This is a genomic window from Pseudomonas sp. AP42 (assembly GCF_001728935.1).
Classification (GTDB): domain Bacteria; phylum Pseudomonadota; class Gammaproteobacteria; order Pseudomonadales; family Pseudomonadaceae; genus Aquipseudomonas; species Aquipseudomonas lactis.
In genome coordinates, this window is sequence record NZ_LYSO01000037.1 from 24,231 (window position 1) to 44,652 (window position 20,422).

General features: G+C 61.6%; 16 protein-coding genes. 11 read left to right on the top strand and 5 right to left on the bottom strand.

Annotated features, from left to right (window positions below):
- Positions 1-217 precede the first annotated feature (217 nt).
- From A7K61_RS15455 to moaE, 5 genes are all read left to right on the top strand, one after another.
- The gene (locus tag A7K61_RS15455; RefSeq protein ID WP_003188745.1) at positions 218-1,612 is read left to right on the top strand and encodes a PhoH family protein; all 1,395 of its coding nucleotides are present in this window, start codon (positions 218-220) and stop codon (positions 1,610-1,612) included.
- A gap of 296 nt (positions 1,613-1,908) precedes the next feature.
- Positions 1,909-5,637: an autotransporter domain-containing protein gene (locus A7K61_RS15460; protein ID WP_069557876.1), complete on the top strand. Its 3,729-nt coding sequence runs from the start codon at positions 1,909-1,911 to the stop codon at positions 5,635-5,637.
- 181 nt (positions 5,638-5,818) lie between these two features.
- Positions 5,819-6,292 (top strand): cyclic pyranopterin monophosphate synthase MoaC, encoded by a 474-nt coding sequence (gene moaC / locus A7K61_RS15465; RefSeq protein ID WP_032893473.1) that lies wholly within the window; start codon positions 5,819-5,821, stop codon positions 6,290-6,292.
- Entirely contained in the window at positions 6,289-6,531 is a 243-nt protein-coding gene (gene moaD / locus A7K61_RS15470) for a molybdopterin converting factor subunit 1 (protein ID WP_047712638.1), read from the top strand. Before moaC ends, moaD begins: the two co-directional genes overlap by 4 nt.
- 2 nt (positions 6,532-6,533) lie before the next feature.
- Positions 6,534-6,983, top strand: a complete 450-nt coding sequence (moaE, locus tag A7K61_RS15475; RefSeq protein ID WP_069557877.1) for a molybdopterin synthase catalytic subunit MoaE — start codon at positions 6,534-6,536, stop codon at positions 6,981-6,983.
- Between the two features lie 132 nt (positions 6,984-7,115).
- Here the strand turns inward: moaE and rhlB are convergent, their stop codons facing one another.
- Together rhlB and A7K61_RS15485 are read right to left on the bottom strand one after the other, a co-directional pair.
- Positions 7,116-8,582 carry an ATP-dependent RNA helicase RhlB gene (gene rhlB, locus A7K61_RS15480; protein ID WP_047712640.1) on the bottom strand — a complete coding sequence of 489 codons (1,467 nt, stop codon included), beginning with the start codon at positions 8,580-8,582 and terminating at the stop codon, positions 7,116-7,118.
- A 95-nt stretch (positions 8,583-8,677) separates the two neighbouring features.
- Entirely contained in the window at positions 8,678-9,334 is a 657-nt protein-coding gene (locus A7K61_RS15485) for an alpha/beta hydrolase (RefSeq protein ID WP_069557878.1), read from the bottom strand.
- Between the two features lie 346 nt (positions 9,335-9,680).
- On the opposite strand from A7K61_RS15485, the gene A7K61_RS15490 reads away from it, so the two are divergent.
- The 6 genes from A7K61_RS15490 (at position 9,681) to A7K61_RS15515 (ending at position 16,129) form a co-directional block, all read left to right on the top strand.
- Positions 9,681-10,712 carry an amino acid ABC transporter substrate-binding protein gene (locus A7K61_RS15490; protein WP_044271982.1) on the top strand — a complete coding sequence of 344 codons (1,032 nt, stop codon included), beginning with the start codon at positions 9,681-9,683 and terminating at the stop codon, positions 10,710-10,712.
- A gap of 72 nt (positions 10,713-10,784) precedes the next feature.
- Positions 10,785-11,966, top strand: a complete 1,182-nt coding sequence (locus A7K61_RS15495) for an amino acid ABC transporter permease (protein ID WP_047712642.1) — start codon at positions 10,785-10,787, stop codon at positions 11,964-11,966.
- Positions 11,967-11,976: 10 nt separating this feature from the next.
- Positions 11,977-13,074, top strand: a complete 1,098-nt coding sequence (locus A7K61_RS15500) for an amino acid ABC transporter permease (RefSeq protein WP_047712643.1) — start codon at positions 11,977-11,979, stop codon at positions 13,072-13,074.
- A 10-nt stretch (positions 13,075-13,084) separates the two neighbouring features.
- Entirely contained in the window at positions 13,085-13,849 is a 765-nt protein-coding gene (locus tag A7K61_RS15505) for an amino acid ABC transporter ATP-binding protein (RefSeq protein WP_003188759.1), read from the top strand.
- Positions 13,850-14,214: 365 nt separating this feature from the next.
- Positions 14,215-14,874 carry a FadR/GntR family transcriptional regulator gene (locus A7K61_RS15510; RefSeq protein ID WP_069557879.1) on the top strand — a complete coding sequence of 220 codons (660 nt, stop codon included), beginning with the start codon at positions 14,215-14,217 and terminating at the stop codon, positions 14,872-14,874.
- Positions 14,864-16,129 (top strand): CynX/NimT family MFS transporter, encoded by a 1,266-nt coding sequence (locus A7K61_RS15515; protein ID WP_069557880.1) that lies wholly within the window; start codon positions 14,864-14,866, stop codon positions 16,127-16,129. Before A7K61_RS15510 ends, A7K61_RS15515 begins: the two co-directional genes overlap by 11 nt.
- On the opposite strand, the gene A7K61_RS15520 is transcribed toward A7K61_RS15515, so the two are convergent.
- The 3 genes from A7K61_RS15520 to A7K61_RS15530 are packed head-to-tail and all read right to left on the bottom strand — an operon-like array spanning position 16,126 to position 20,380.
- Positions 16,126-16,770, bottom strand: a complete 645-nt coding sequence (locus A7K61_RS15520) for a DUF1120 domain-containing protein (protein WP_069557881.1) — start codon at positions 16,768-16,770, stop codon at positions 16,126-16,128. The genes A7K61_RS15515 and A7K61_RS15520 overlap by 4 nt on opposite strands.
- 23 nt (positions 16,771-16,793) lie before the next feature.
- On the bottom strand, positions 16,794-17,933 hold the full coding sequence (locus tag A7K61_RS15525; protein WP_069557882.1) for a DUF1120 domain-containing protein: 1,140 nt from the start codon (positions 17,931-17,933) through the stop codon (positions 16,794-16,796).
- An 11-nt stretch (positions 17,934-17,944) separates the two neighbouring features.
- Positions 17,945-20,380 carry a fimbria/pilus outer membrane usher protein gene (locus tag A7K61_RS15530; RefSeq protein ID WP_171905478.1) on the bottom strand — a complete coding sequence of 812 codons (2,436 nt, stop codon included), beginning with the start codon at positions 20,378-20,380 and terminating at the stop codon, positions 17,945-17,947.
- Positions 20,381-20,422: the final 42 nt, after the last annotated feature.

A 20,422-nucleotide genomic window follows, 5' to 3' on the forward strand; every position in this document is an offset into this window, starting at 1 on the left:
AAATAAACTTCAAAAAAGCGTCAAAGTGCTTTTTCCTGTCATGGGTTTTGCGGTATTACGAAGTCAGATCGCCGAAACCTGCAGCACAGGTGGCGTCTTCCAAGACTCCTCCTGTGGGCACTGCACTTGACCTTGTTCAAGGTGCAATCGGTGGTCGAATCGAGGCGCAGCACCGCCCAGGTATTGCGTCGAATGGCTCCCACAAAGGTGACCGAGTATGGATGATCATGGACGTAACCCTTCTTCCGACCAGCCAATCCTTTATGTGCTTGATACCAACGTATTGATCCACGATCCAAACGCACTGCTGAACTTCGAAGAACACCACGTCGCCATCCCGATGATCGTGCTTGAGGAGCTCGACAAACTCAAAAGCGGCCACCACAGCGTTGCCGCCGAATGCCGCCAGGCCATCCGCCTGATCGACAAGACCCTGGGTGAAGCCTCGCCCGAGGACGTCGAGGTCGGTGTACCGATCCAGCGTGGCAAGGGCGGGCCCAAGGGCTTGCTGTCGATCCTGATGAGCAAGCGCAGCGAGCCCAACAGCCTGCTGCCGGAAAACCTGAACGACAACAAAATCATCAACCAATTGATCGACCTGCATGCGCGCGACAAGGACCTGCGCGTGGTGCTGGTGACCAAAGACATCAATATGCGCCTCAAGGCACGAGCGTGTGGGATCGCTGCCGAGGACTACAGTACCGACCAGTTGGTCGACGACGTGTCGATGCTTTCGCGTGGTTATCACATGATGACCGGTTCGTTCTGGGACCGTGTGAGCAAGGTCGAAACCCGTCAGGACCACGGCCGCACCTGGCACCAGGTACAGCTGATCGACAACCTGCCGGCCGTGCATATCAATGAGTTCATCGTCGATGAACAGGGCTTCGTGGGCTGGATCAAAGAGATCCAGGTCGACAAGCTGCTGATCCTCGACCTGCATCAGGAACCCCTGTTGCACCAGGAAGCCTGGGGCCTGAAACCGCGTGATATCTACCAGAGCCTGGCGCTCTACGCGCTGCTCGACCCGGACATCCACCTGGTCAACCTGACCGGCGCCGCAGGTTCAGGCAAAACCATCCTGGCCCTGGCCGCCGCCATCGAACAGACCATGGTCACCAAACGCTATCGCCGCATCATCGCCACCCGCAGCGTGCAGGGCCTGGACCAGGAAATCGGCTTTCTGCCCGGTACCGAGGCGGAAAAAATGGAGCCGTGGCTGGGGGCGATTACCGACAACCTCGAAGCCTTGCACATGGATGACGAAAACACCCATGGCAGCGTCGACTACATCCTCAGCAAAGTGCCGTTGCAGTTCAAATCCCTCAACTACATCCGAGGTCGCAGCTTCCAGCAAAGCCTGATTCTGATCGATGAATGCCAGAACCTTACACCGCACCAGATGAAAACCATCATCACCCGTGCGGGCGCCGGTTCCAAAGTGGTGTGCCTGGGTAACCTGGCGCAGATCGACACCCCTTACCTGTCCGCGACCAGCTCCGGGCTGACCTACCTGACGGAACGCTTCAAAGACTTCCCGAACGGCGTGCACATTGCGCTGCAAGGGGTACCGCGTTCGATTCTGGCTGAATACGCCGAGTCCCATCTGTAACTGCATTGAACCTGCTATGAAAAACCCCGGATTTTTCACGAAGTCCGGGGTTTTTGTTTTGTGCGACATTTGCCTGCGTTAACGCGTCCTGGGTGCTTGTGGTCTCTGTAATTATTTTGTTACATTTTTTCTTGCGGTAAAAACTATAAGAACACTGCAAGACCCCGTCGGAACACCACCTCCTTGATTCGACGAACGTTTAGAAAACCTGTCCAGGGTTTTCACCGTGACCCTGCCTATTACAAAAGCCCGAAACACCGCTCATTGATGACGCACATATCCAAAGGGAAAGGAAAATGGACGTAGCAGGTAATGGCTTCATTGTGTCGCAACGCAATCGCACCCCCCGTTTCAAGACCACACCCCTCACACCCATAGCACTCGGCCTGGCCTTATGGCTGGGCCACGGTTCCGTGGCCAGGGCAGACGACAACCCTTACACCCCGCAGGTATTGGAATCGGCGTTCAGGACAGCCGTCGCCTCATTCGGCCCTGAGACTGCCGTGTACAAAAACCTCAGGTTTGCCTACGCGGATATTGTCGATCTTGCGGCCAAGGACTTCGCGGCCCAGTCCGGCAAGTTCGATTCGGCCCTCAAGCAAAACTATGAGCTGCAACCCGAGAACCTGACCATTGGCGCCATGCTCGGCGACACCCGTCGGCCGCTGGACTACGCTTCGCGCCTGGATTACTACCGCAGCCGGTTGTTCAGCAACAGCGGCCGTTACACCACCAATATTCTGGACTTCTCCAAGGCCATTATCGCCAACCTGCCGGCCGCCAAGCCTTACACCTACGTCGAGCCGGGCGTGAGCAGCAACCTCAGCGGGCAATTGAACGCAGGCCAGTCTTGGGCTGGCGCAACCCGTGACTGGAGTGCCAACGCGCAAACCTGGAAGACCCCGGAAGCTCAGGTCAATTCCGGCCTGGACCGCACCAACGCGTATTACGCCTATGCCTTGGGCATCACCGGCAAGGGGGTGAATGTCGGCGTACTCGACTCGGGCATCCTCACCGAACACTCCGAGTTCCAGGGCAAAAATGCCCAGGGCCAGGACCGGGTGCAGGCGGTGACCTCCACGGGCGAGTACTACGCCACCCATCCGCGCTACCGCCTTGAAGTACCCAGCGGCGAGTTCAAGCAGGGGGAGCCTTTCAGTATCCCAGGGGAATACGACCCGGCGTTCAACGACGGGCATGGCACGGAAATGTCCGGGGTGCTGGCTGCCAACCGCAACGGCACCGGTATGCACGGCATTGCTTTCGACGCCAACCTGTTTGTCGCCAACACCGGCGGCAGCGACAACGACCGCTACCAAGGCTCCAACGACCTCGACTACAACGCATTTATGGCCAGCTACAACGCCCTGGCGGCGAAGAACGTGGCGATCGTCAACCAGAGTTGGGGGCAGAGCTCGCGCGATGACGTGGAGAACCACTTCGGCAACGTCGGCGACAGCGCCGCGCAAAACCTGCAGGACATGACCGCCGCCTATCGCCCATTCTGGGACAAGGCCCACGCCGGGCACAAAACCTGGATGGACGCCATGGCCGATGCGGCCCGGCAAAACACGTTCATCCAGATCATCTCGGCGGGCAACGACAGCCACGGTGCCAACCCGGACACCAACGCGAACCTGCCGTTTTTCAAGCCGGATATCGAAGGCAAGTTTCTCTCGATCACGGGCTATGATGAGACAAGTGCCCAGGTCTACAACCGCTGCGGTACCTCAAAATGGTGGTGTGTGATGGGCGTGTCGGGCATTCCATCTGCCGGCCCCGAGGGCGAAATCATCCCGAATGCCAACGGCACCTCGGCTGCCGCGCCGAGCGTTTCCGGGGCTCTGGCGTTGGTGATGCAGCGCTTCCCCTATATGACGCCCAGCCAAGCGCGGGACGTGTTGCTGACCACCTCCAGCCTGCAAGCGCCGGATGGCCCGGACACGCCGGTTGGCACGCTGACCGGTGGCCGCACCTACGACAACCTGCAACCGGTGCACGATGCGCCGCCGGGTACGCCGCAAGTGCCAGGTGTGGTCAGTGGTTGGGGCTTGCCCAACCTGCAAAAAGCCATGCAAGGGCCGGGGCAGTTCCTCGGTGCGGTGGCAGTGGCTTTACCCAGCGGTACCCGCGATATCTGGGCTAACCCGATTTCCGATGAAGCCATTCGCGCCCGTCGCGTAGAGGACGCTGCCGAACAGGCGACCTGGGCCGCCACTAAAGCGCAAAAAGGCTGGCTCAATGGCCTGCCCGCCAATGCCTCGGCCGATGATCAGTTCGAATACGACATCGGTCATGCCCGGGAGCAGGCAACACTCACCCGCGGCCAGGACGCGCTCACGGGCAGTACCTACGTCGGTAGCCTGGTCAAGTCCGGGGATGGCGAGCTGGTGCTGGAAGGCCAGAACACTTATTCGGGCAGCACTTGGGTACGCGGTGGCAAATTGTCGGTGGACGGCGCGTTGACCTCTGCCGTGACGGTAGATGGCAGCGCCGTGGGCATGCGCAATGCCGGTAACGGCGTGATGACCACACTGGGCGGCACCCTGGCCGGCAACGGCACGGTGGGCGCCTTGACCGTCAACAACGGCGGGCGAGTGGCCCCGGGGCATTCGATTGGCACGCTGCGCACCGGCGATGTCATGTTCAATCCGGGTTCGGTGTATGCCGTCGAAGTCGGCGCCAATGGTCAGAGCGACCAGCTCCAGAGCAATGGCGTGGCGACTCTCAACGGTGGTGTGGTGAACGTGTCCCTGGAGAACAGCCCCAATCTGTTGACCGCCACCGAGGCGCGCAGCTTGCTGGGCCAGCAGTTCACTATCCTCAGCGCCAGCCAAGGTATCCAGGGGCAGTTTGCGGCGTTCGCCCCCAACTACCTGTTCATTGGCACTGCGCTGAACTATCAACCGAACCAGTTGACCCTGGCGATAGCCCGCAACCAGACCACCTTCGCCAGCGTCGCGCAAACCCGCAATGAGCGGTCGGTGGCGACGGTAGCCGAGACATTGGGCGCTGGCAGCCCGGTCTACGAAAGCCTGCTGGCGTCGGATTCCGCCGCTCAGGCGCGGGAAGGGTTCAGGCAACTGTCGGGGCAACTGCACTCGGATGTGGCGGCGGCGCAAATGGCCGACAGCCGCTACCTGCGTGAAGCGGTCAACGCTCGCCTGCAACAGACTCAGGCACTGGACTCCAACGCGCAGATCGACAGCCGTGACAACGGCGGCTGGGTACAGCTACTCGGTGGACGCAACAACGTCAGTGGTGACAACAACGCCAGCGGTTACTCCTCGTCCACCAGCGGCGTACTGCTGGGCCTGGACACCGAGGTGAACGACGGCTGGCGCGTGGGCGCGGCGACCGGTTATACCCAAAGCCACCTCAACGGCCAGTCGGCGTCGGCGGACAGCGACAACTATCACCTGTCGGTCTATGGTGGCAAACGCTTCGAGGCGATTGCCCTGCGCCTGGGCGGTGCCAGCACCTGGCACCGCCTGGACACTTCGCGACGGGTGGCCTATGCCAATCAGTCGGACCATGCCAAGGCCGACTACAACGCGCGTACCGACCAAGTGTTTGCCGAGATCGGTTACACCCAATGGACCGTGTTTGAACCCTTCGCCAACCTCACGTACCTGAACTATCAAAGCGACTCGTTCAAGGAAAAAGGCGGTGCCGCAGCCTTGCATGCCAGCCAGCAAAGCCAGGACGCGACACTCTCCACCCTGGGCGTGCGTGGCCATACCCAGCTGCCGCTCACGTCCACCTCGGCGGTGACCCTGCGCGGTGAGCTGGGTTGGGAGCACCAGTTTGGTGATACCGATCGTGAAGCTTCTCTGAAGTTTGCCGGCAGTGACACGGCCTTCGCCGTCAACAGCGTGCCTGTGGCCAGGGATGGCGCGGTGATCAAGGCCAGTGCGCAAATGGCGCTGACCAAGGACACCCTGGTGTCGTTGAACTACAGCGGCTTGCTTTCCAACCGCGGTAACAACAACGGGATCAATGCCGGGTTTACCTTCCTGTTCTAACCTTGAATGTAGGAGCGAGCTTGCTCGCGAAAAACTCACAGGCGCCGCGTTTACTCAGGGTGCACGCGTTATCGTTGACGTTTTTCGCGAGCAAGCTCGCTCCTACAGGGTGGGATAAACAGCCCTGCGCAAATTTTGACCCACAGGTTTACAATCCCAGCTCCTGATCAGGAGTATCCCTGTGCTGACTCATCTCGATTCCCAAGGTCGCGCCCATATGGTCGACGTCACCGACAAAGCCGTGACGTTCCGCGAGGCGGTGGCCGAAGCGCGGGTGCGCATGTTGCCCGACACCCTGCAAATGATTGTCGACGGCGCCCACCCCAAGGGCGACGTGTTTGCCGTGGCCCGCATTGCCGGGATCCAGGCAGCGAAAAAAACCAGTGACTTGATCCCCCTGTGCCACCCGTTGATGCTCACCGGCGTCAAGGTGGAACTGCGTGCCGACGGCGCGGACGCTGTGCATATCCTCGCGCGCTGCAAACTCTCCGGCCAGACCGGCGTGGAGATGGAAGCCCTGACCGCCGCCAGCGTCGCGGCGCTGACAATCTACGACATGTGCAAGGCGGTGGATCGCGGCATGACCATTGAGAGTATTCGCCTGCTGGAAAAGCTGGGCGGTAAGAGTGGGCATTTCAAGGCGGATGAACAATGAGTATCAACGTGCTGTTTTTTGCGCGCTACGCCGAAGTGGTGGGCTTTGATTCGCTGGAAATGGAAGGTGAATTCGCCACCGTTGATGCCGTGCGCCTCGCGCTGGCTTCTGACCCGGAATTCGCCGTGCTCAACGAAGCGAGCCTGATGTGTGCGCGCAACGAAGAGCTGTGTAGCCTCGACGAGCCGGTGCAAGCCGGCGATGAAGTCGCCTTCTTTCCCCCCGTGACCGGAGGCTGAGCATGGCCATTCGTGTGCAGGTCGAAGCCTTTGATCCCGGTGCCGAAGTCAACGCCATGCACGCGGCCAACGTGGGCGTGGGCGCGGTGGTGAGCTTTGTCGGCTATGTACGCGACTTCAATGACGGGCGCGACGTGTCAGGGATGTTCCTGGAACACTACCCCGGCATGACCGAAAAGGCCCTGGGCAAGATCGCCGTGGAAGCCGAACAGCGCTGGCCATTGCTCAAGCTGGAAGTGTTGCATCGTATTGGCGCGCTGGAACCGGGTGAGCCGATTGTGTTTGTCGGCGCGGCCAGTGCGCACCGGCAAGCGGCGTTTGAGGCGTGTGCGTTTGTGATGGATTACCTGAAGACGCGGGCGCCGTTTTGGAAAAAGGAAAACACCAGCGAGGGGCCGCGTTGGGTAGAAGGGCGCAGCAGTGACCACGCCGCAGCGGATCGTTGGAAATAGGACCTGAGGCTATTGGAGGTCCACATGTGGGAGCGGGCTTGCTCGCGAAAGCAATCTGTCAGTTAAAGATGTACTGACTGGTTCACTGCTTTCGCGAGCAAGCCCGCTCCCACATTTTTACCGCATTTCAAATTAAGGGCGTTTGCGTTCTACAGCCCGCAACAAATGCGTCGGCGGTGTCTCACAGCTGATCTTGCGCCCCAGCAACGCCTCGATGGACGGCAACTGGTACGAGTCATCCTCGCCCGCAAAGCTGATCGACACACCCGCAGCCCCAGCACGCCCGGTACGGCCGATGCGGTGTACGTAGTCGTCCGGCACTTCCGGCAGGGTGAAGTTGATCACGTGGCTGATGCCGTCGATGTGAATACCACGACCGGCTACGTCGGTGGCTACCAGCACGCGGATCTTGCCTTCACGGAAGCCTTCCAGGGTCTTGATGCGCTTGTGCTGCGGCACGTCGCCCGACAGTTGCGCGGCGTTGACGCCGTCGCGCACCAGGCGTTCTTCGATGCGGCGCACTTCGTCCTTGCGGTTGGCGAACACCATCACGCGCTCCCAGCCGTTATCGTTGACCAGGTTGTAGAGCAGCTTGTACTTGTCGGCACCGGCGACGGCGTAGATATGCTGCTCGACGTTCTCGCTGGCGACGTTGAGTGCTTCGATCTCGACGATGGACGGGTCAGTGGTCCACTGCTTGGCGAGGTTCATCACGTCTTCGGTGAAGGTCGCGGAGAACAGCAGGGTCTGGCGCTCGGTTTTCGGCGGGGTCTGGCGAATGATCTGGCGTACTTGTGGGATAAAGCCCATGTCGAGCATGCGGTCGGCTTCGTCCAGCACCATCACTTCGACCATGTCCAGGTGCACGTCGCCGCGCTGGTTAAAGTCGAGCAGGCGGCCCGGGGTGGCGACGAGGATGTCGCAATGGCGGGCTTCAAGGTGCTTGAGCTGCTTGTCGAAGTCCATGCCGCCCACGAACGTCATGACGTTGAGGCCGGTGTACTTGGTCAGGTCGGCGGCGTCCTTGGCGATCTGCACCACCAGCTCACGGGTCGGGGCGATGATCAGCGCACGCGGTTCACCCATGTAACGCTCTTTGGGCGGCGGCGTTTGCAGCAGTTGGGTGATGATCGAGATCAGGAACGCGGCGGTCTTGCCGGTGCCGGTCTGGGCGCGGCCGATGGCGTCTTTGCCCGCGAGGGTGAAGCCCAGCACTTGCGCCTGGATCGGCGTGCAGTACGGGAAACCCAGGTCCTGGATGGCGTGCATCAGTTCCGGGGCCAGTTTGAAATCGTGGAAGCGGGTCTTGCCTTCCTGAGGTTCGACGACGAAGTCTTCGAGTTTCCAGGGGGTCACGGGCGGCTTGGGCGCACGTTCGCGACGGGGCTTGGCCACAGGCGTCGGGGCGGGCTCGGCAGGCTTTACCTGTTCCGGCGGCGTCACCCTGGTTGTGTTCGGTGAGGCGGCGGGTGCGTTCCGGCCGGGCTGTTGACCGTCATTGCGGTTGCCGGGCTTGGGGGCAGGTGCACTGGGAACAGGCGCGAGCGGCTCAGCCTCGCTTTTGCCGAACATCTTCTTGAGTGCTTTGAGCACGGTCATCTCATTAATTGATTAAGGAATGTACGCCGGCCAGTGTAATGCAAGAATCGGGCGCGGCGTAGTGCGTCTGTCATACGGCTACATAAACACGGGGTTCAGCGCAGGCGTTCAGTCAGCCAGGTGCCGATATCGTGTATCTCTTGGGGTAACACTTCGTGGCCCATTGGGTATTCCTGCCATGTCACGGTGACACCACGGCCCTTCAAATGCTCGTAGGCGCTGCGGCCCATGGCGTTTTGCACCACTTCGTCGTACTGACCATGCAGGCACAGTGTGGGGATGCGTTGCTGGCTGGCGGATAATTGCAGGTCATTATCGAAGGTGGGCGCATAGGTGGAGAGGGCGATCACACCGCCCAAGGGCCCCTCCCATTTCTTGAACGCGGTGTGGAAAACCACGGCGCCGCCTTGAGAAAAACCGGCGAGGAAAATTCGCGAAGTGTCTATTCCGGTTCTCTGTTGTGTCTCGATCAGGTCCGTAACCATTTTTGCCGACGTTTCCAGTTCTTCCAGACTGATCGAACGGGCCGGGCTCATGGCCTTGATGTCGTACCAGCTCGGCATCTCGTAGCCGCCATTAATCGTCACGGGGCAGGTGGGGGCCTGGGGCAAAACAAAGCGGGTGCTCAGCAAGGTTTCCTGCAGCGCTTCGGCCACCGGCAAGAAGTCGTAGCGATCGGCGCCCAGGCCATGCAGCCAGATAACGCAGGCGTCTGCGGGCTTGGCAGGCTGAAGAATCAAGGGTTCGGTCATGTTTGCTCCATAGATGTGCGGGTGCTCCGATTAGGTGCGTCGGAGCGGTGCGCGACAGGTTGATCTGTTAAGAGAATGTCGCAAGGCTGAATCTTTTGCCATTCAAGCGCAGTTGCAGCCACTCGGCCAAGACTCTGGTACGCGCCTTGCTATGTGTATCTCGATGTCAGAACTCTCCTAGGACGGTAACACTATCAGTGACTGCCGCTCGTGGGAAAGCAACTGGAATTACCGCAAAAACCTCATGCTGCTTGGCCCCAAAAAAAACCAATACGGGTCGATATCGCCTCATAAGGGTGCGCTGAGGTTGGAGCTCCGACACAACAAGAGCAATTGGAGGTTTGTAATGAAGGTATTGAAATCCACCCTGGCCATCGTCACTGCGGCGGCTGTACTGGGTGTCAGTGGTTTTGCCCAGGCGGGCGCCACCCTGGACGCCGTGCAGAAAAAAGGCTTCGTGCAGTGCGGTGTGAGTGACGGCCTGCCGGGTTTCTCGGTGCCGGATGCCAGCGGCAAGATCCTTGGGATCGACGCTGACTATTGCCGCGCTGTGGCGGCTGCCGTGTTTGGCGATGCCACCAAGGTCAAGTTCAGCCAGTTGAACGCCAAGGAGCGTTTCACCGCGCTTCAGTCAGGCGAAGTCGACATCTTGTCGCGCAACACCACCATGACCAGCTCCCGCGACGCGGGCATGGGCCTGAAATTCCCGGGCTTCATTACCTACTACGACGGCATCGGCTTTCTGGTGAACAACAAGCTGGGCGTCAAGAGCGCCAAGGAACTGGACGGTGCAACCATCTGCATCCAGGCCGGTACCACGACTGAGCTGAACGTTTCCGACTACTTCCGCGCCAACAACCTCAAATACACCCCGATCACCTTCGACACCTCCGATGAAAGCGCCAAGTCGCTGGAATCCGGGCGTTGCGACGTTCTGACGTCCGACAAATCCCAGCTGTTCGCCCAGCGCAGCAAGCTGGCTTCGCCGAAAGACTACGTGGTGCTGCCGGAAACCATTTCCAAGGAGCCCCTGGGCCCGGTCGTGCGTAATGGCGACGACGAGTGGCTGGCCATCGTGCGCTGGGTGGGCTACGCCATGCTCAACGCGGAAGAGGCCGGTGTGACCTCCAAAAACGTCGAAGCTGAAGCCAAGTCCACCAAGAACCCGGACGTTGCGCGTCTGCTCGGTGCCGACGGCGAATACGGCAAAGACCTGAAAGTGAAGAAGGACTGGGTAGTACAGATCGTCAAGCAAGTGGGTAACTACGGCGAGATGTTCGAGCGCAACCTGGGCAAGAGCACGCCATTGGAAATCGACCGTGGCCTGAACGCCCTGTGGAACAACGGCGGCATTCAATACGCACCCCCTGTGCGCTGATCGCTGATGGTTCTGTCACCCGGTAGGCCAACTGCCGGGTGATGTTCTGTTCCATTATTTTCGGGGCACTTCATGCAAAATCAAATCGGCGCACCCAAGCAGAAGCTCAGCTTCAGCGACCCCAAAGTGCGTGCGTGGCTGTTCCAGATCATCACGATCGTGGCGGTGGTCTCGCTGGGCTGGTACTTGTTCCATAACACCCAGACCAACCTGCAACACCGGGGCATCACCTCGGGTTTCGACTTTCTTGAGCGCAGTGCCGGCTTTGGCATCGCGCAGCATTTGATCGACTACACCGAATCGGACAGCTATGCCCGGGTGTTTGTCATCGGCCTGCTCAACACCTTGCTGGTGACCGTCATCGGTGTGGTGCTGGCAACGCTGCTCGGCTTCATCATCGGCGTGGCGCGCTTGTCGCCCAACTGGATGATCAACAAGCTGGCGACGGTGTACGTGGAGGTGTTTCGCAACATTCCGCCGCTGCTGCAAATCCTGTTCTGGTACTTCGCGGTGTTCCTGACCATGCCAGGGCCGCGCAACAGCCATAACTTCGGTGACACCTTCTTTGTCAGCAGCCGTGGCCTGAACATGCCGGCAGCGCTGGCGTCCGACGGGTTCTGGCCGTTTGTGGCCAGCCTGGCGGTCGCCACCGTTGCCATCGTGCTGATGACCCGCTGGGCCAACAAGCGCTTTGAAGCGACCGGGGTTCCTTTCCATAAATTCTGGGCGGGCCTGGCGCTGCTGGTGGTGATCCCGACGCTGTGCGTGTTGCTCTTCGGCACGCCGCTGCATTGGGAAATGCCCAGGCTTGCTGGCTTCAACTTCGTCGGCGGCTGGGTGCTGATCCCGGAACTGCTGGCGTTGACCTTGGCGCTGACGGTGTACACGGCAGCGTTCATTGCCGAGATCGTGCGCTCGGGCATCAAGTCCGTCAGCCATGGCCAGACCGAAGCGGCACGTTCACTGGGCCTGCGCCCAGGGCCGACGCTGCGTAAGGTCATCATCCCGCAAGCGTTGCGCGTGATCATTCCGCCGCTGACCAGCCAATACCTGAACCTGGCGAAAAACTCGTCGTTGGCCGCCGGTATCGGTTATCCGGAAATGGTTTCGCTGTTTGCCGGCACGGTGCTCAACCAGACCGGCCAGGCCATTGAAGTCATTGCCATCACCATGAGCGTGTACCTGGCGATCAGCATCAGCATTTCCCTGCTGATGAACTGGTACAACAAGCGCATTGCGCTGATCGAGCGGTGAGGACACACCCATGACTACGCATACGTTCAAACCTGACATGCCACCGCCGAGCAAAGTCTTCGGGCCGGTGGCCTGGATGCGCGCCAACTTGTTCTCGAGCTGGCTCAATACACTGCTGACCTTGCTGGCGATCTACCTGGTGTACCTGGTGGTGCCGCCGATCCTGCACTGGGCCATCCTCGATGCCAACTGGGTGGGCACCACCCGCGCCGACTGCACCAAGGAGGGCGCCTGCTGGGTGTTTATCCAACAGCGCTTCGGGCAGTTCATGTATGGCTACTACCCCGTCGACCTGCGCTGGCGCGTGGACATGACGGTATGGCTGGCCATCGTCGGCGTGGCGCCGTTGTTCATCGCGCGTTTCCCGCGCAAGGCGATTTACGGCCTGGGCTTTCTGGTGCTGTACCCGATCATCGCCTACTGCTTGCTGCACGGCGGCGTGTTCGGCCTGAGTAATGTGGCGACCAGCCAATGGGGCGGCCTGATGCTGACCCTGGTGATCGCCACCGTGGGCATCGCCGGTGCCTTGCCGCTGGGCATTGTGCTGGCGCTGGGACGGCGTTCGAACATGCCGGCCATTCGGGTGGTCTGCGTGACCTTCATCGAGTTCTGGCGCGGCGTGCCGTTGATCACTGTGCTGTTCATGTCGTCGGTGATGCTGCCGCTGTTCCTGCCCGAGGGCATGAACTTCGACAAGCTGCTGCGGGCGCTGATCGGGGTGATCCTGTTCCAATCGGCCTATGTGGCCGAAGTGGTGCGCGGTGGTCTGCAGGCGATTCCCAAGGGGCAATACGAAGCCGCTGCGGCGATGGGCCTGGGCTACTGGCGCAGCATGGGCCTGGTGATTTTGCCGCAGGCCTTGAAGTTGGTGATCCCTGGGATCGTCAACACCTTTATCGCCCTGTTCAAGGACACCAGCCTTGTGATCATTATCGGCCTGTTCGACCTGCTCAACAGCGTCAAGCAAGCCGCCGCCGACCCCAAATGGTTGGGCATGGCCACTGAAGGCTACGTGTTCGCCGCTTTGGTGTTCTGGATTTTCTGTTTTGGTATGTCGCGCTATTCCATGCATCTGGAACGCAAGCTCGACACTGGCCACAAGCGTTAGGAGTTTTTTGATGAGCGAAGCAATCAAACAGCCTGTGAGCCCTGAAGGCATTATCCAGATGCAGGGCGTCAACAAGTGGTACGGCCAGTTCCACGTGTTGAAAGACATCAACCTCAACGTCAAGCAGGGCGAGCGTATCGTGCTGTGCGGCCCGTCGGGTTCGGGCAAGTCCACCACCATCCGCTGCCTCAACCGCCTGGAAGAGCACCAGCAAGGCCGCATCGTGGTCGATGGCGTGGAGCTGACCAACGACCTCAAGCAGATCGAAGCGATCCGCCGTGAAGTCGGCATGGTGTTCCAGCACTTCAACCTGTTCCCGCATTTGACCATCCTGCAAAACTGCACGCTGGCGCCGATGTGGGTGCGCAAGATGCCCAAGCGCAAGGCCGAGGAAATCGCCATGCATTACCTGGAGCGCGTGCGCATTCCGGAGCAGGCGCACAAGTTTCCGGGGCAGCTTTCAGGTGGTCAGCAACAGCGCGTGGCGATCGCCCGCGCGCTGTGCATGAAGCCCAAAATCATGTTGTTCGATGAGCCGACATCGGCGCTGGACCCGGAAATGGTGAAAGAGGTACTGGACACCATGATCGGCCTGGCCGAAGACGGCATGACCATGTTGTGCGTGACCCACGAAATGGGCTTTGCCCGCACCGTGGCCAACCGCGTGATCTTCATGGACAAGGGCGAAATCGTGGAACAGGCGGCGCCGAATGACTTTTTTGATAATCCGCAGAATGAGCGGACTCGGTTGTTCTTGAGCCAGATACTGCATTGATGGAGCGTTAAAAAATAAACCCGGCCTCGTAGCCTAATGCCGTTCAGTCAAGGATTTTTGTAGGAGCGAGCTTGCTCGCGAGAAACTCACAGGCGCCGCGTTCAATCAGGAAACACGCGTTCTCGTTGACGTTTTTCGCGAGCAAGCTCGCTCCTACACGGCATGGTTCAGGAGGCTTGGGCCGCCATAAGGTTTTCTACTTTTCCATAAGACACCTGCGTCCAATAATTACCCTCTGAGGGTAATTTTCAATCGAAAATACTGCTCCTTTTCCTGCCTAAGAACCCTAGTGCGTTGCCTTTGTAGGCAACTCCGAATAGCCTGTAGGAAAATTCATCCTATGATTGGACGAAAGCGCAAATCCAATGACAGACATCGCCCCGCTGATCAAACGCTCGCTGGTTGACCAGGCCCTGGAGCAACTGCGCCTGCGCATCTCCCAGGGCGCATGGGCGATCGGCGAGCGCCTGCCCACCGAGCCCGAGTTGTCCGCCGAGCTGGGGATCAGCCGGAACACCGTGCGTGAAGCCATGCGGGTATTGGCCTTCTCGGGCTTGATCGACATTCGCCAGGGCGATGGCAGTTACCTGCGCTCGATGACCGACCCGCTGGGCACGATGCGGGCGCTGTCTCATTGCACGTTGGAGCAGGCGCAGGAGACGCGCCAGATTCTGGAAGTGGAGGCCATCGGCCTGGCGGCATTGCGTCGTACCGAAGCGGACCTTGAGGCATTGCGCAAGGCGCTCGCTCTGAGCGCCGAGCGGTATCACGGTGATCTGGAGGCCTATATCTGCGCCGATCTTGTGTTCCACCAGCACTTGGTAGACGCGGCGCACAACCCGGCCTTGAGCGAGCTGTACCACTACTTCTCGGCCATTGCCGGCGCGCAGCTGCGCCAGACCCTGAACCGCTCACCGCGACGCCAGGCGGTGTTCGACCTGCATGGAGCGCTGCTCGATGCGGTGGAACAACAAGACCCGGACCGCGCCAAATCCCTCTGCCGGCAGTTGATCAATGAACCCTGAAGCCCCACGCAAGACCGAACTCGAAGAACTGTTGATCGATGCCGAAGCCGACGACGACAGCGTGCAGCAGGCGCCGCCGAGCGTGGTTCGGCCATGGCTGCTGTTGCTGGGCCTGGTGTTGGTGGCCTTGAACCTTCGCCCGGCCTTGTCGAGCCTGTCGCCGTTGCTGGCAGAGGTTTCGAACAGCTTGGGACTGTCCGCCGCCAAGGCCGGTTTGCTGACCACCTTGCCGGTGCTGTGCCTGGGCCTGTTCGCGCCCACTGCGCCGATACTGGCACGGCGTTTCGGCGCCGAGCGCGTGGTGCTCGGTATCCTGCTGACCCTGGCCGCCGGGATCATCCTGCGCAGCTCATTCGGTGAGGTGGGGCTGTTCCTCGGTAGCCTGGTTGCCGGGGCGAGCATTGGCATCATCGGCGTGTTGCTGCCGGGTATCGTCAAGCGTGATTTTGCCAGGCAGGCCGGGGCCATGACCGGTGTCTACACCATGGCGTTGTGCTTGGGCGCCGCCATGGCGGCCGGTGCCTCGGTGCCGCTGAGCCACGCCTTTGGCGACAGTTGGAAGATCGGCCTGGGCTTCTGGATCCTGCCGGCTCTGGTGGCGGCCCTGGTATGGTTACCCCAGATTGGGCAGAAGCACGGCGCCCATCGTGTGGCCTATCGTGTGAAGGGTTTGCTGCGCGATCCCCTGGCCTGGCAGGTCACCCTGTACATGGGCCTGCAATCGTCCCTGGCCTACATCGTGTTCGGCTGGTTGCCGTCGATCCTGATCGGCCGTGGCCTGAGCGCGACCGAAGCCGGGTTGGCGCTGTCGGGCTCGATCATCGTGCAACTGCTCAGCTCCCTGGCCGCACCGTGGCTGGCGACGCGCGGCAAGGACCAGCGCCTGGCGATTGTGGTGGTGATGCTGCTGACCCTCGGCGGGCTGTTCGGTTGCCTGTATGCACCGCTGGAGGGCCTGTGGGGTTGGGCGATTTTGCTCGGCCTGGGACAGGGCGGTACCTTCAGCCTGGCACTGACCTTGATCGTGTTGCGCTCGCGCGATTCCCATGTGGCGGCCAACCTGTCGAGCATGGCCCAGGGCATCGGTTACACCCTGGCGTCGATGGGCCCGTTCGCGGTCGGCCTGGTGCATGACTGGACCGGCGGCTGGACCGCCATTGGCTGGATCTTCGCCGTGATCGGCCTGGGTGCCATCGTGGCCGGCCTGGGCGCCGGGCGTGCGCGCTATGTGCAGGTCACCAGCGAGAAGGTCTAGAGATACACCACTTCCAGCGTGGCCGAGCCATCGAGCGCAGTTTCCACGCTCAGGTCCAGGTTCTGGCGGGCATTGATCACGGTCTGCACCGTGACATTGCCCCCCAGGGTACCGATGGCCGTGGGCCCGCTGACGCTGCCTTCCACGTCGGTAAAGCCCAGGTAGCTTCGCGAGCCAATATCGATGGGGTTGAGATTGGAGGTGCGCCAAGCCAGGCCACCGGTGGTGGACTCGGTGCCATAGACCTGCGCGGTGTTGCTGGCCTGGGTTTGCCGCGGGTCGAAGGTCATGGAGTAAACCCCCAGGCGGTTGCCGCTGCTATCAAACCCCAGCCCGTAGTAAATCTCGCTGTTGACCATGGCCGAGCCGTCGCGGTTGTCGCGCATGCGAAGGGCGTAGCGGACGGGGCCATTGCAGGCGATGCCGACATGCAGCGTCTTCAAGGGCAGGCGCGTGGCGGTCTCCAGGTTCAGGTCTTGCTGGGCAACCTTGCCGTAGTCGATCAGGCCGCCGCTGGAAAGCTGCGGCATGCAGGCGGCGGGGACGATCAGGCCGTGGACGCTCAGGTCTACCGTCGAGGCGGCCAGCACCGAGGGCGCGCAGGCCAGTGACAACAGGCTGGAAAGGATGCGGGTTTTCATGGGAGGGACTCCTTACAGGGGGCTCAGGGGTAGACGATCTCGAGCGTGCCGGAACCGTTGATGTGCACCACGTCACGCAAGTCCAGGGTTTGCATCGGCGCCAGGTAAGTCTTGATACGCATCGTGCCGGTCAGGGTCTGCAGGGCGACTGGCCCTGTGGTAACGCCGGTTTTGTCGGTAAAGCCCATGATGCTGTTGGCCGCCATGGGGATTTGCCTCGCGGTGGAACTGCTCCATGCCACGCCATTGCTGGTGGAGTCGGTGCGGTACAAGGTGGGGAAGGCATCGGCGCTGAATTCGGCCGGGTCGATGGTGAGATAAAAGCGCCCGATCTTGTTGCGGCTGGCATCCAGGTCCAGCCCGTAGGCCGTTTCATCGGTGCCGCCCGTGGCCGAACCGTCGCGGTTGTCCTTCATGCGCAGGGCGAAGCGGATGGGCGCGTCGCAGGTCACGTTCAGGCGCAAGGTGCGGGTGGGCAGCGGTGTTTCAGTGCTGGCGTTGAGGTCTTTGGCGTACAGGGTGCCGTAGTCCACCACGCCTTGGTCGGACAAGCTCGGCAGGCAGGCGATAGGTGCGAAGTGCGCGCGCAGTGTCAGTTCCCGGTAGCGCCCGTGGCGCGGGCCATACAGCATGCCGGCGACTTCCCAGGTGGTCGCATCGCGTACTTGGGTGGCGGCAGGGTCGGCCCAGGCGCGCAGGGTCAATTGCAGCGCCAGGGTTTTTCCGTTGAGCACCACGCCCCGTTCCACCGGTGCGATGCCGTGGTCGGGTCGCCATTGCATGACGCTGCCGGTGGCTACGGGCGCCTGCCCCACGGCGGGCAGCACACCCAGCTCCACCGCGCGGCCGTCGAGCAGCGCATTCCCGACTTCAATGGCGTAGCTGCCGTGCTCGGTAAACTGCCAGCGCTGTGGGTTGGCAGCTTGCGCCCGGTAGAACAGGCTGAGGTCTTCGGCCTGGGGGCAACTGACGGTCACACTCAGTCGACGCTCGCCGAGCAGGCGTTGCGGTGCGCTGTCGTTCTGGGCCAGGCGGCTCATCAGGCCCAAATCCAGCAAGGGTTCACTGACGTTCAGTTGGCATTCTTCAAAAGCCTGGGCTGTGCCGGCGACGCCGACCAACAGCCCCAGGCACAGTTGACGCAAACAGCTTGCAAGGGACATGGCGGGAATCCTCAAGGTGCGTGACAGCGTGCGGGGGCGGTTTCGAAGTACACCGAGGGGTCGGCTTTTTCCGGCAGCGAATAACGCAATTGGCAACGACTGCCCTGGGGCGTAGTTATCCACAGCGTCGATTGGCCCAGCACATTGGGTAGAAACACCTGGCTGCCTTCCTGCACCAGGGTGATGAACTCGCCGTCGGCACTGCTGACCGAGGCACCCGCCGGCAGCGGCGCGCCCTGGTCGGTGCTGACGGTGAGCAGCAGGCGGCGGGTCAGGCCGACGCCGAACTCGACGCGGTCCACGGCGCCACGGCCGGCCGAAATCATGGCCAGGCCGTTGTTGATATCGGCGTTGCGCGGCAATGAACGCGTTTGCACTTCCACCGGGCTGCGCCCGTAGGCGGCGACCTGCGGCACCACGGCCTGGCCTTGCCAGTCGGTCCACACCGGGCCGCTGGGCGTGCTGAGCTTGATGCCGCTCATGTCGCCGACCGACACCAGCGCGAAGGTGTCGCGCACCGGGTAGGGGGAAAAGGTCATACCGTCGCCATGCAGCACCACACCGCCGCGCGCACCGCCTTGATAGCTGGAACGCTCGGCGTCGGAGCGGCTGTAGCTGAGGTCTAGCTGGCTGTAGCGTGGCAGCGCGGAGATGCCCAGGGTGGTTTCCACTTGATGGTCGCTGCTGTCGTGTTCGGCGCTGACGCGGTAGCTGAGTTGGTGGTCGATCTGTTCAGTGATGCCCAGGCCGGTGCGGTTTTCGCCGCCGGAATTGCGCACCCAGCTGCGCAGCCGACGGCTCTCGCCCAGCGGTACGCTGATATTCAGGTACACCGCGTTGTCCTGCTGCTGGTCGCCGCCCATTTGCCACTCGGCGCTGGCCGACAACGACACCGCACCGATGCTCGTGCCCCAGGAGGCCAGCGCCCGGCTGCTGCTGTCGCCGGCAAAATTGGCCGAGCGCGAAACCCCGGCGCTGAACGCACCCAGACGTGGATGGGACCAGCCCAGGTTGAGGCTTTGCTGGTCGCGGTAGCGCGAATCCCGGTTGTTGTCGTCGCGCGCGTAAGTGCTTTCTTCAAGCTCGCGATAGCCGATGCTGCGCCAGGAATTGGCGGCGCTGATCGACCACTGCTCACCCAGGCGCTGGGACCACGACAGATCGGTCTGTACCCCGGAGACTTTGTCTTGCGCCTGGCTGTTGGACACTTGCGTGGACAGCTGGATCTGGCTGTCCAGCCACGGCAGCCAGCCCAGGCTGGCGCCCACCGAGCGGTATTCACTGGCCGCCAGCACGCCCGTGCCGAGGGTCAATTGCGGGTGCAGGGCGCCGGTCCAGCCGCCACTGACTACCCACGGATCCTCGCCTTTGGCATCGCCCACATTACGCACTCGGCCCGCCGCCACGGAGTAACCCGGGGCTGGCAACCCAAGCCCGAGCATGGCCGCTGGCACGGTGAAGCGTCGTTCACCGCCGACGCTCTCCTTGACCGTGACTTCAACGTCCGAGCGCGTGTTCAAGCGACGCACATCGGTGAGGGTAAAGGGCCCGGCGGGCACCACGGTGGAATGAATCAACGCGCCGTTCTGGCGAACCTCTACCTGGGCCGGGCTGTTGGCGATGCCCTGGATCAGCGCGCCCTGGCCCTGTTCTTGAAGGGCGTGCTCGGTGAGCACCTGCACGCCGGTGATCTGCGCGCCGGACAGCACCGGGTTGTACAGGTTGATTTGCCCGGCTTGCAGCACCGCCTGGTGGCTGGCGAAGGTGCGTTGGGCATAGGCTTGCAAATGGGTGCTGCGTGACAGGCCATCCTGCCAGGTCTGCACCTGGCGGCTGCGCACGATCCAGTCGCCGGCATTGAATCCCACCTCGGTATTGGCCGAGCCAAACCGGCTGGCGTCATCGCCGAAGCGGTTGTAGAAGCCGCTGAGGTCGTAGTTGAGCAGGCCGGCAAACCCGCCGGTTTCGTAGCCGGAGATATCCTGCTGCACGGGGCGCAGGGCGTCGGTGGGCACCACCAGCGACACCGTCAGTGTCGCCGGGTCTGGTTCCACCAGGGTTTGCGGGTAGCGCGCAAGAAAATCATAGCAGCCCTCGATTTCACCGGGCGGCATCAGATTGGCGGCGTCCACCAAGGCGCGGTCAAAGCACAGATTGCCTTGCTGATCGAAGTTCACCGCCAGCCGGCCACGGCGCTGGCCGTTGACGCGCAGGTTGACGGTGTGTTGCCCGGCCGCGTAACGCGGTGCGGAGAGCAACAGGCTGGCCAGCTGTGGGTCGATACCACGTTGTTGCAAGGTCTGGGCATCGAAGCCGGACGGGCTGGAATCTTCGGCGCACACCTTGGCCGGTATGAGCGCACACAGCAGCAACGCCAGCACCAGGGCAGGGCTGGCAGAGGGAGCGGGCACGGCTTCGCCGTCACGGTAACTCAATACTGTTTTCACGCAAGGTACTCGAATAGTGAACGCGCAGCCCTTGTGGGCCGG

Bases quoted from the DNA above. Each gene is read 5' to 3' on its own strand.
- A7K61_RS15455 (WP_003188745.1), top strand. From the start codon at position 218: ATGGATGATCATGGACGTAACCCTTCTTCCGACCAGCCAATCCTTTAT.
- A7K61_RS15460 (WP_069557876.1), top strand. From the start codon at position 1,909: ATGGACGTAGCAGGTAATGGCTTCATTGTGTCGCAACGCAATCGCACC.
- moaD (WP_047712638.1), top strand. From the start codon at position 6,289: ATGAGTATCAACGTGCTGTTTTTTGCGCGCTACGCCGAAGTGGTGGGC.
- moaE (WP_069557877.1), top strand. From the start codon at position 6,534: ATGGCCATTCGTGTGCAGGTCGAAGCCTTTGATCCCGGTGCCGAAGTC.
- rhlB (WP_047712640.1), bottom strand. From the start codon at position 8,582: ATGACCGTGCTCAAAGCACTCAAGAAGATGTTCGGCAAAAGCGAGGCT.
- A7K61_RS15485 (WP_069557878.1), bottom strand. From the start codon at position 9,334: ATGACCGAACCCTTGATTCTTCAGCCTGCCAAGCCCGCAGACGCCTGC.
- A7K61_RS15490 (WP_044271982.1), top strand. From the start codon at position 9,681: ATGAAGGTATTGAAATCCACCCTGGCCATCGTCACTGCGGCGGCTGTA.
- A7K61_RS15495 (WP_047712642.1), top strand. From the start codon at position 10,785: ATGCAAAATCAAATCGGCGCACCCAAGCAGAAGCTCAGCTTCAGCGAC.
- A7K61_RS15500 (WP_047712643.1), top strand. From the start codon at position 11,977: ATGACTACGCATACGTTCAAACCTGACATGCCACCGCCGAGCAAAGTC.
- A7K61_RS15505 (WP_003188759.1), top strand. From the start codon at position 13,085: ATGAGCGAAGCAATCAAACAGCCTGTGAGCCCTGAAGGCATTATCCAG.
- A7K61_RS15510 (WP_069557879.1), top strand. From the start codon at position 14,215: ATGACAGACATCGCCCCGCTGATCAAACGCTCGCTGGTTGACCAGGCC.
- A7K61_RS15515 (WP_069557880.1), top strand. From the start codon at position 14,864: ATGAACCCTGAAGCCCCACGCAAGACCGAACTCGAAGAACTGTTGATC.
- A7K61_RS15520 (WP_069557881.1), bottom strand. From the start codon at position 16,770: ATGAAAACCCGCATCCTTTCCAGCCTGTTGTCACTGGCCTGCGCGCCC.
- A7K61_RS15525 (WP_069557882.1), bottom strand. From the start codon at position 17,933: ATGTCCCTTGCAAGCTGTTTGCGTCAACTGTGCCTGGGGCTGTTGGTC.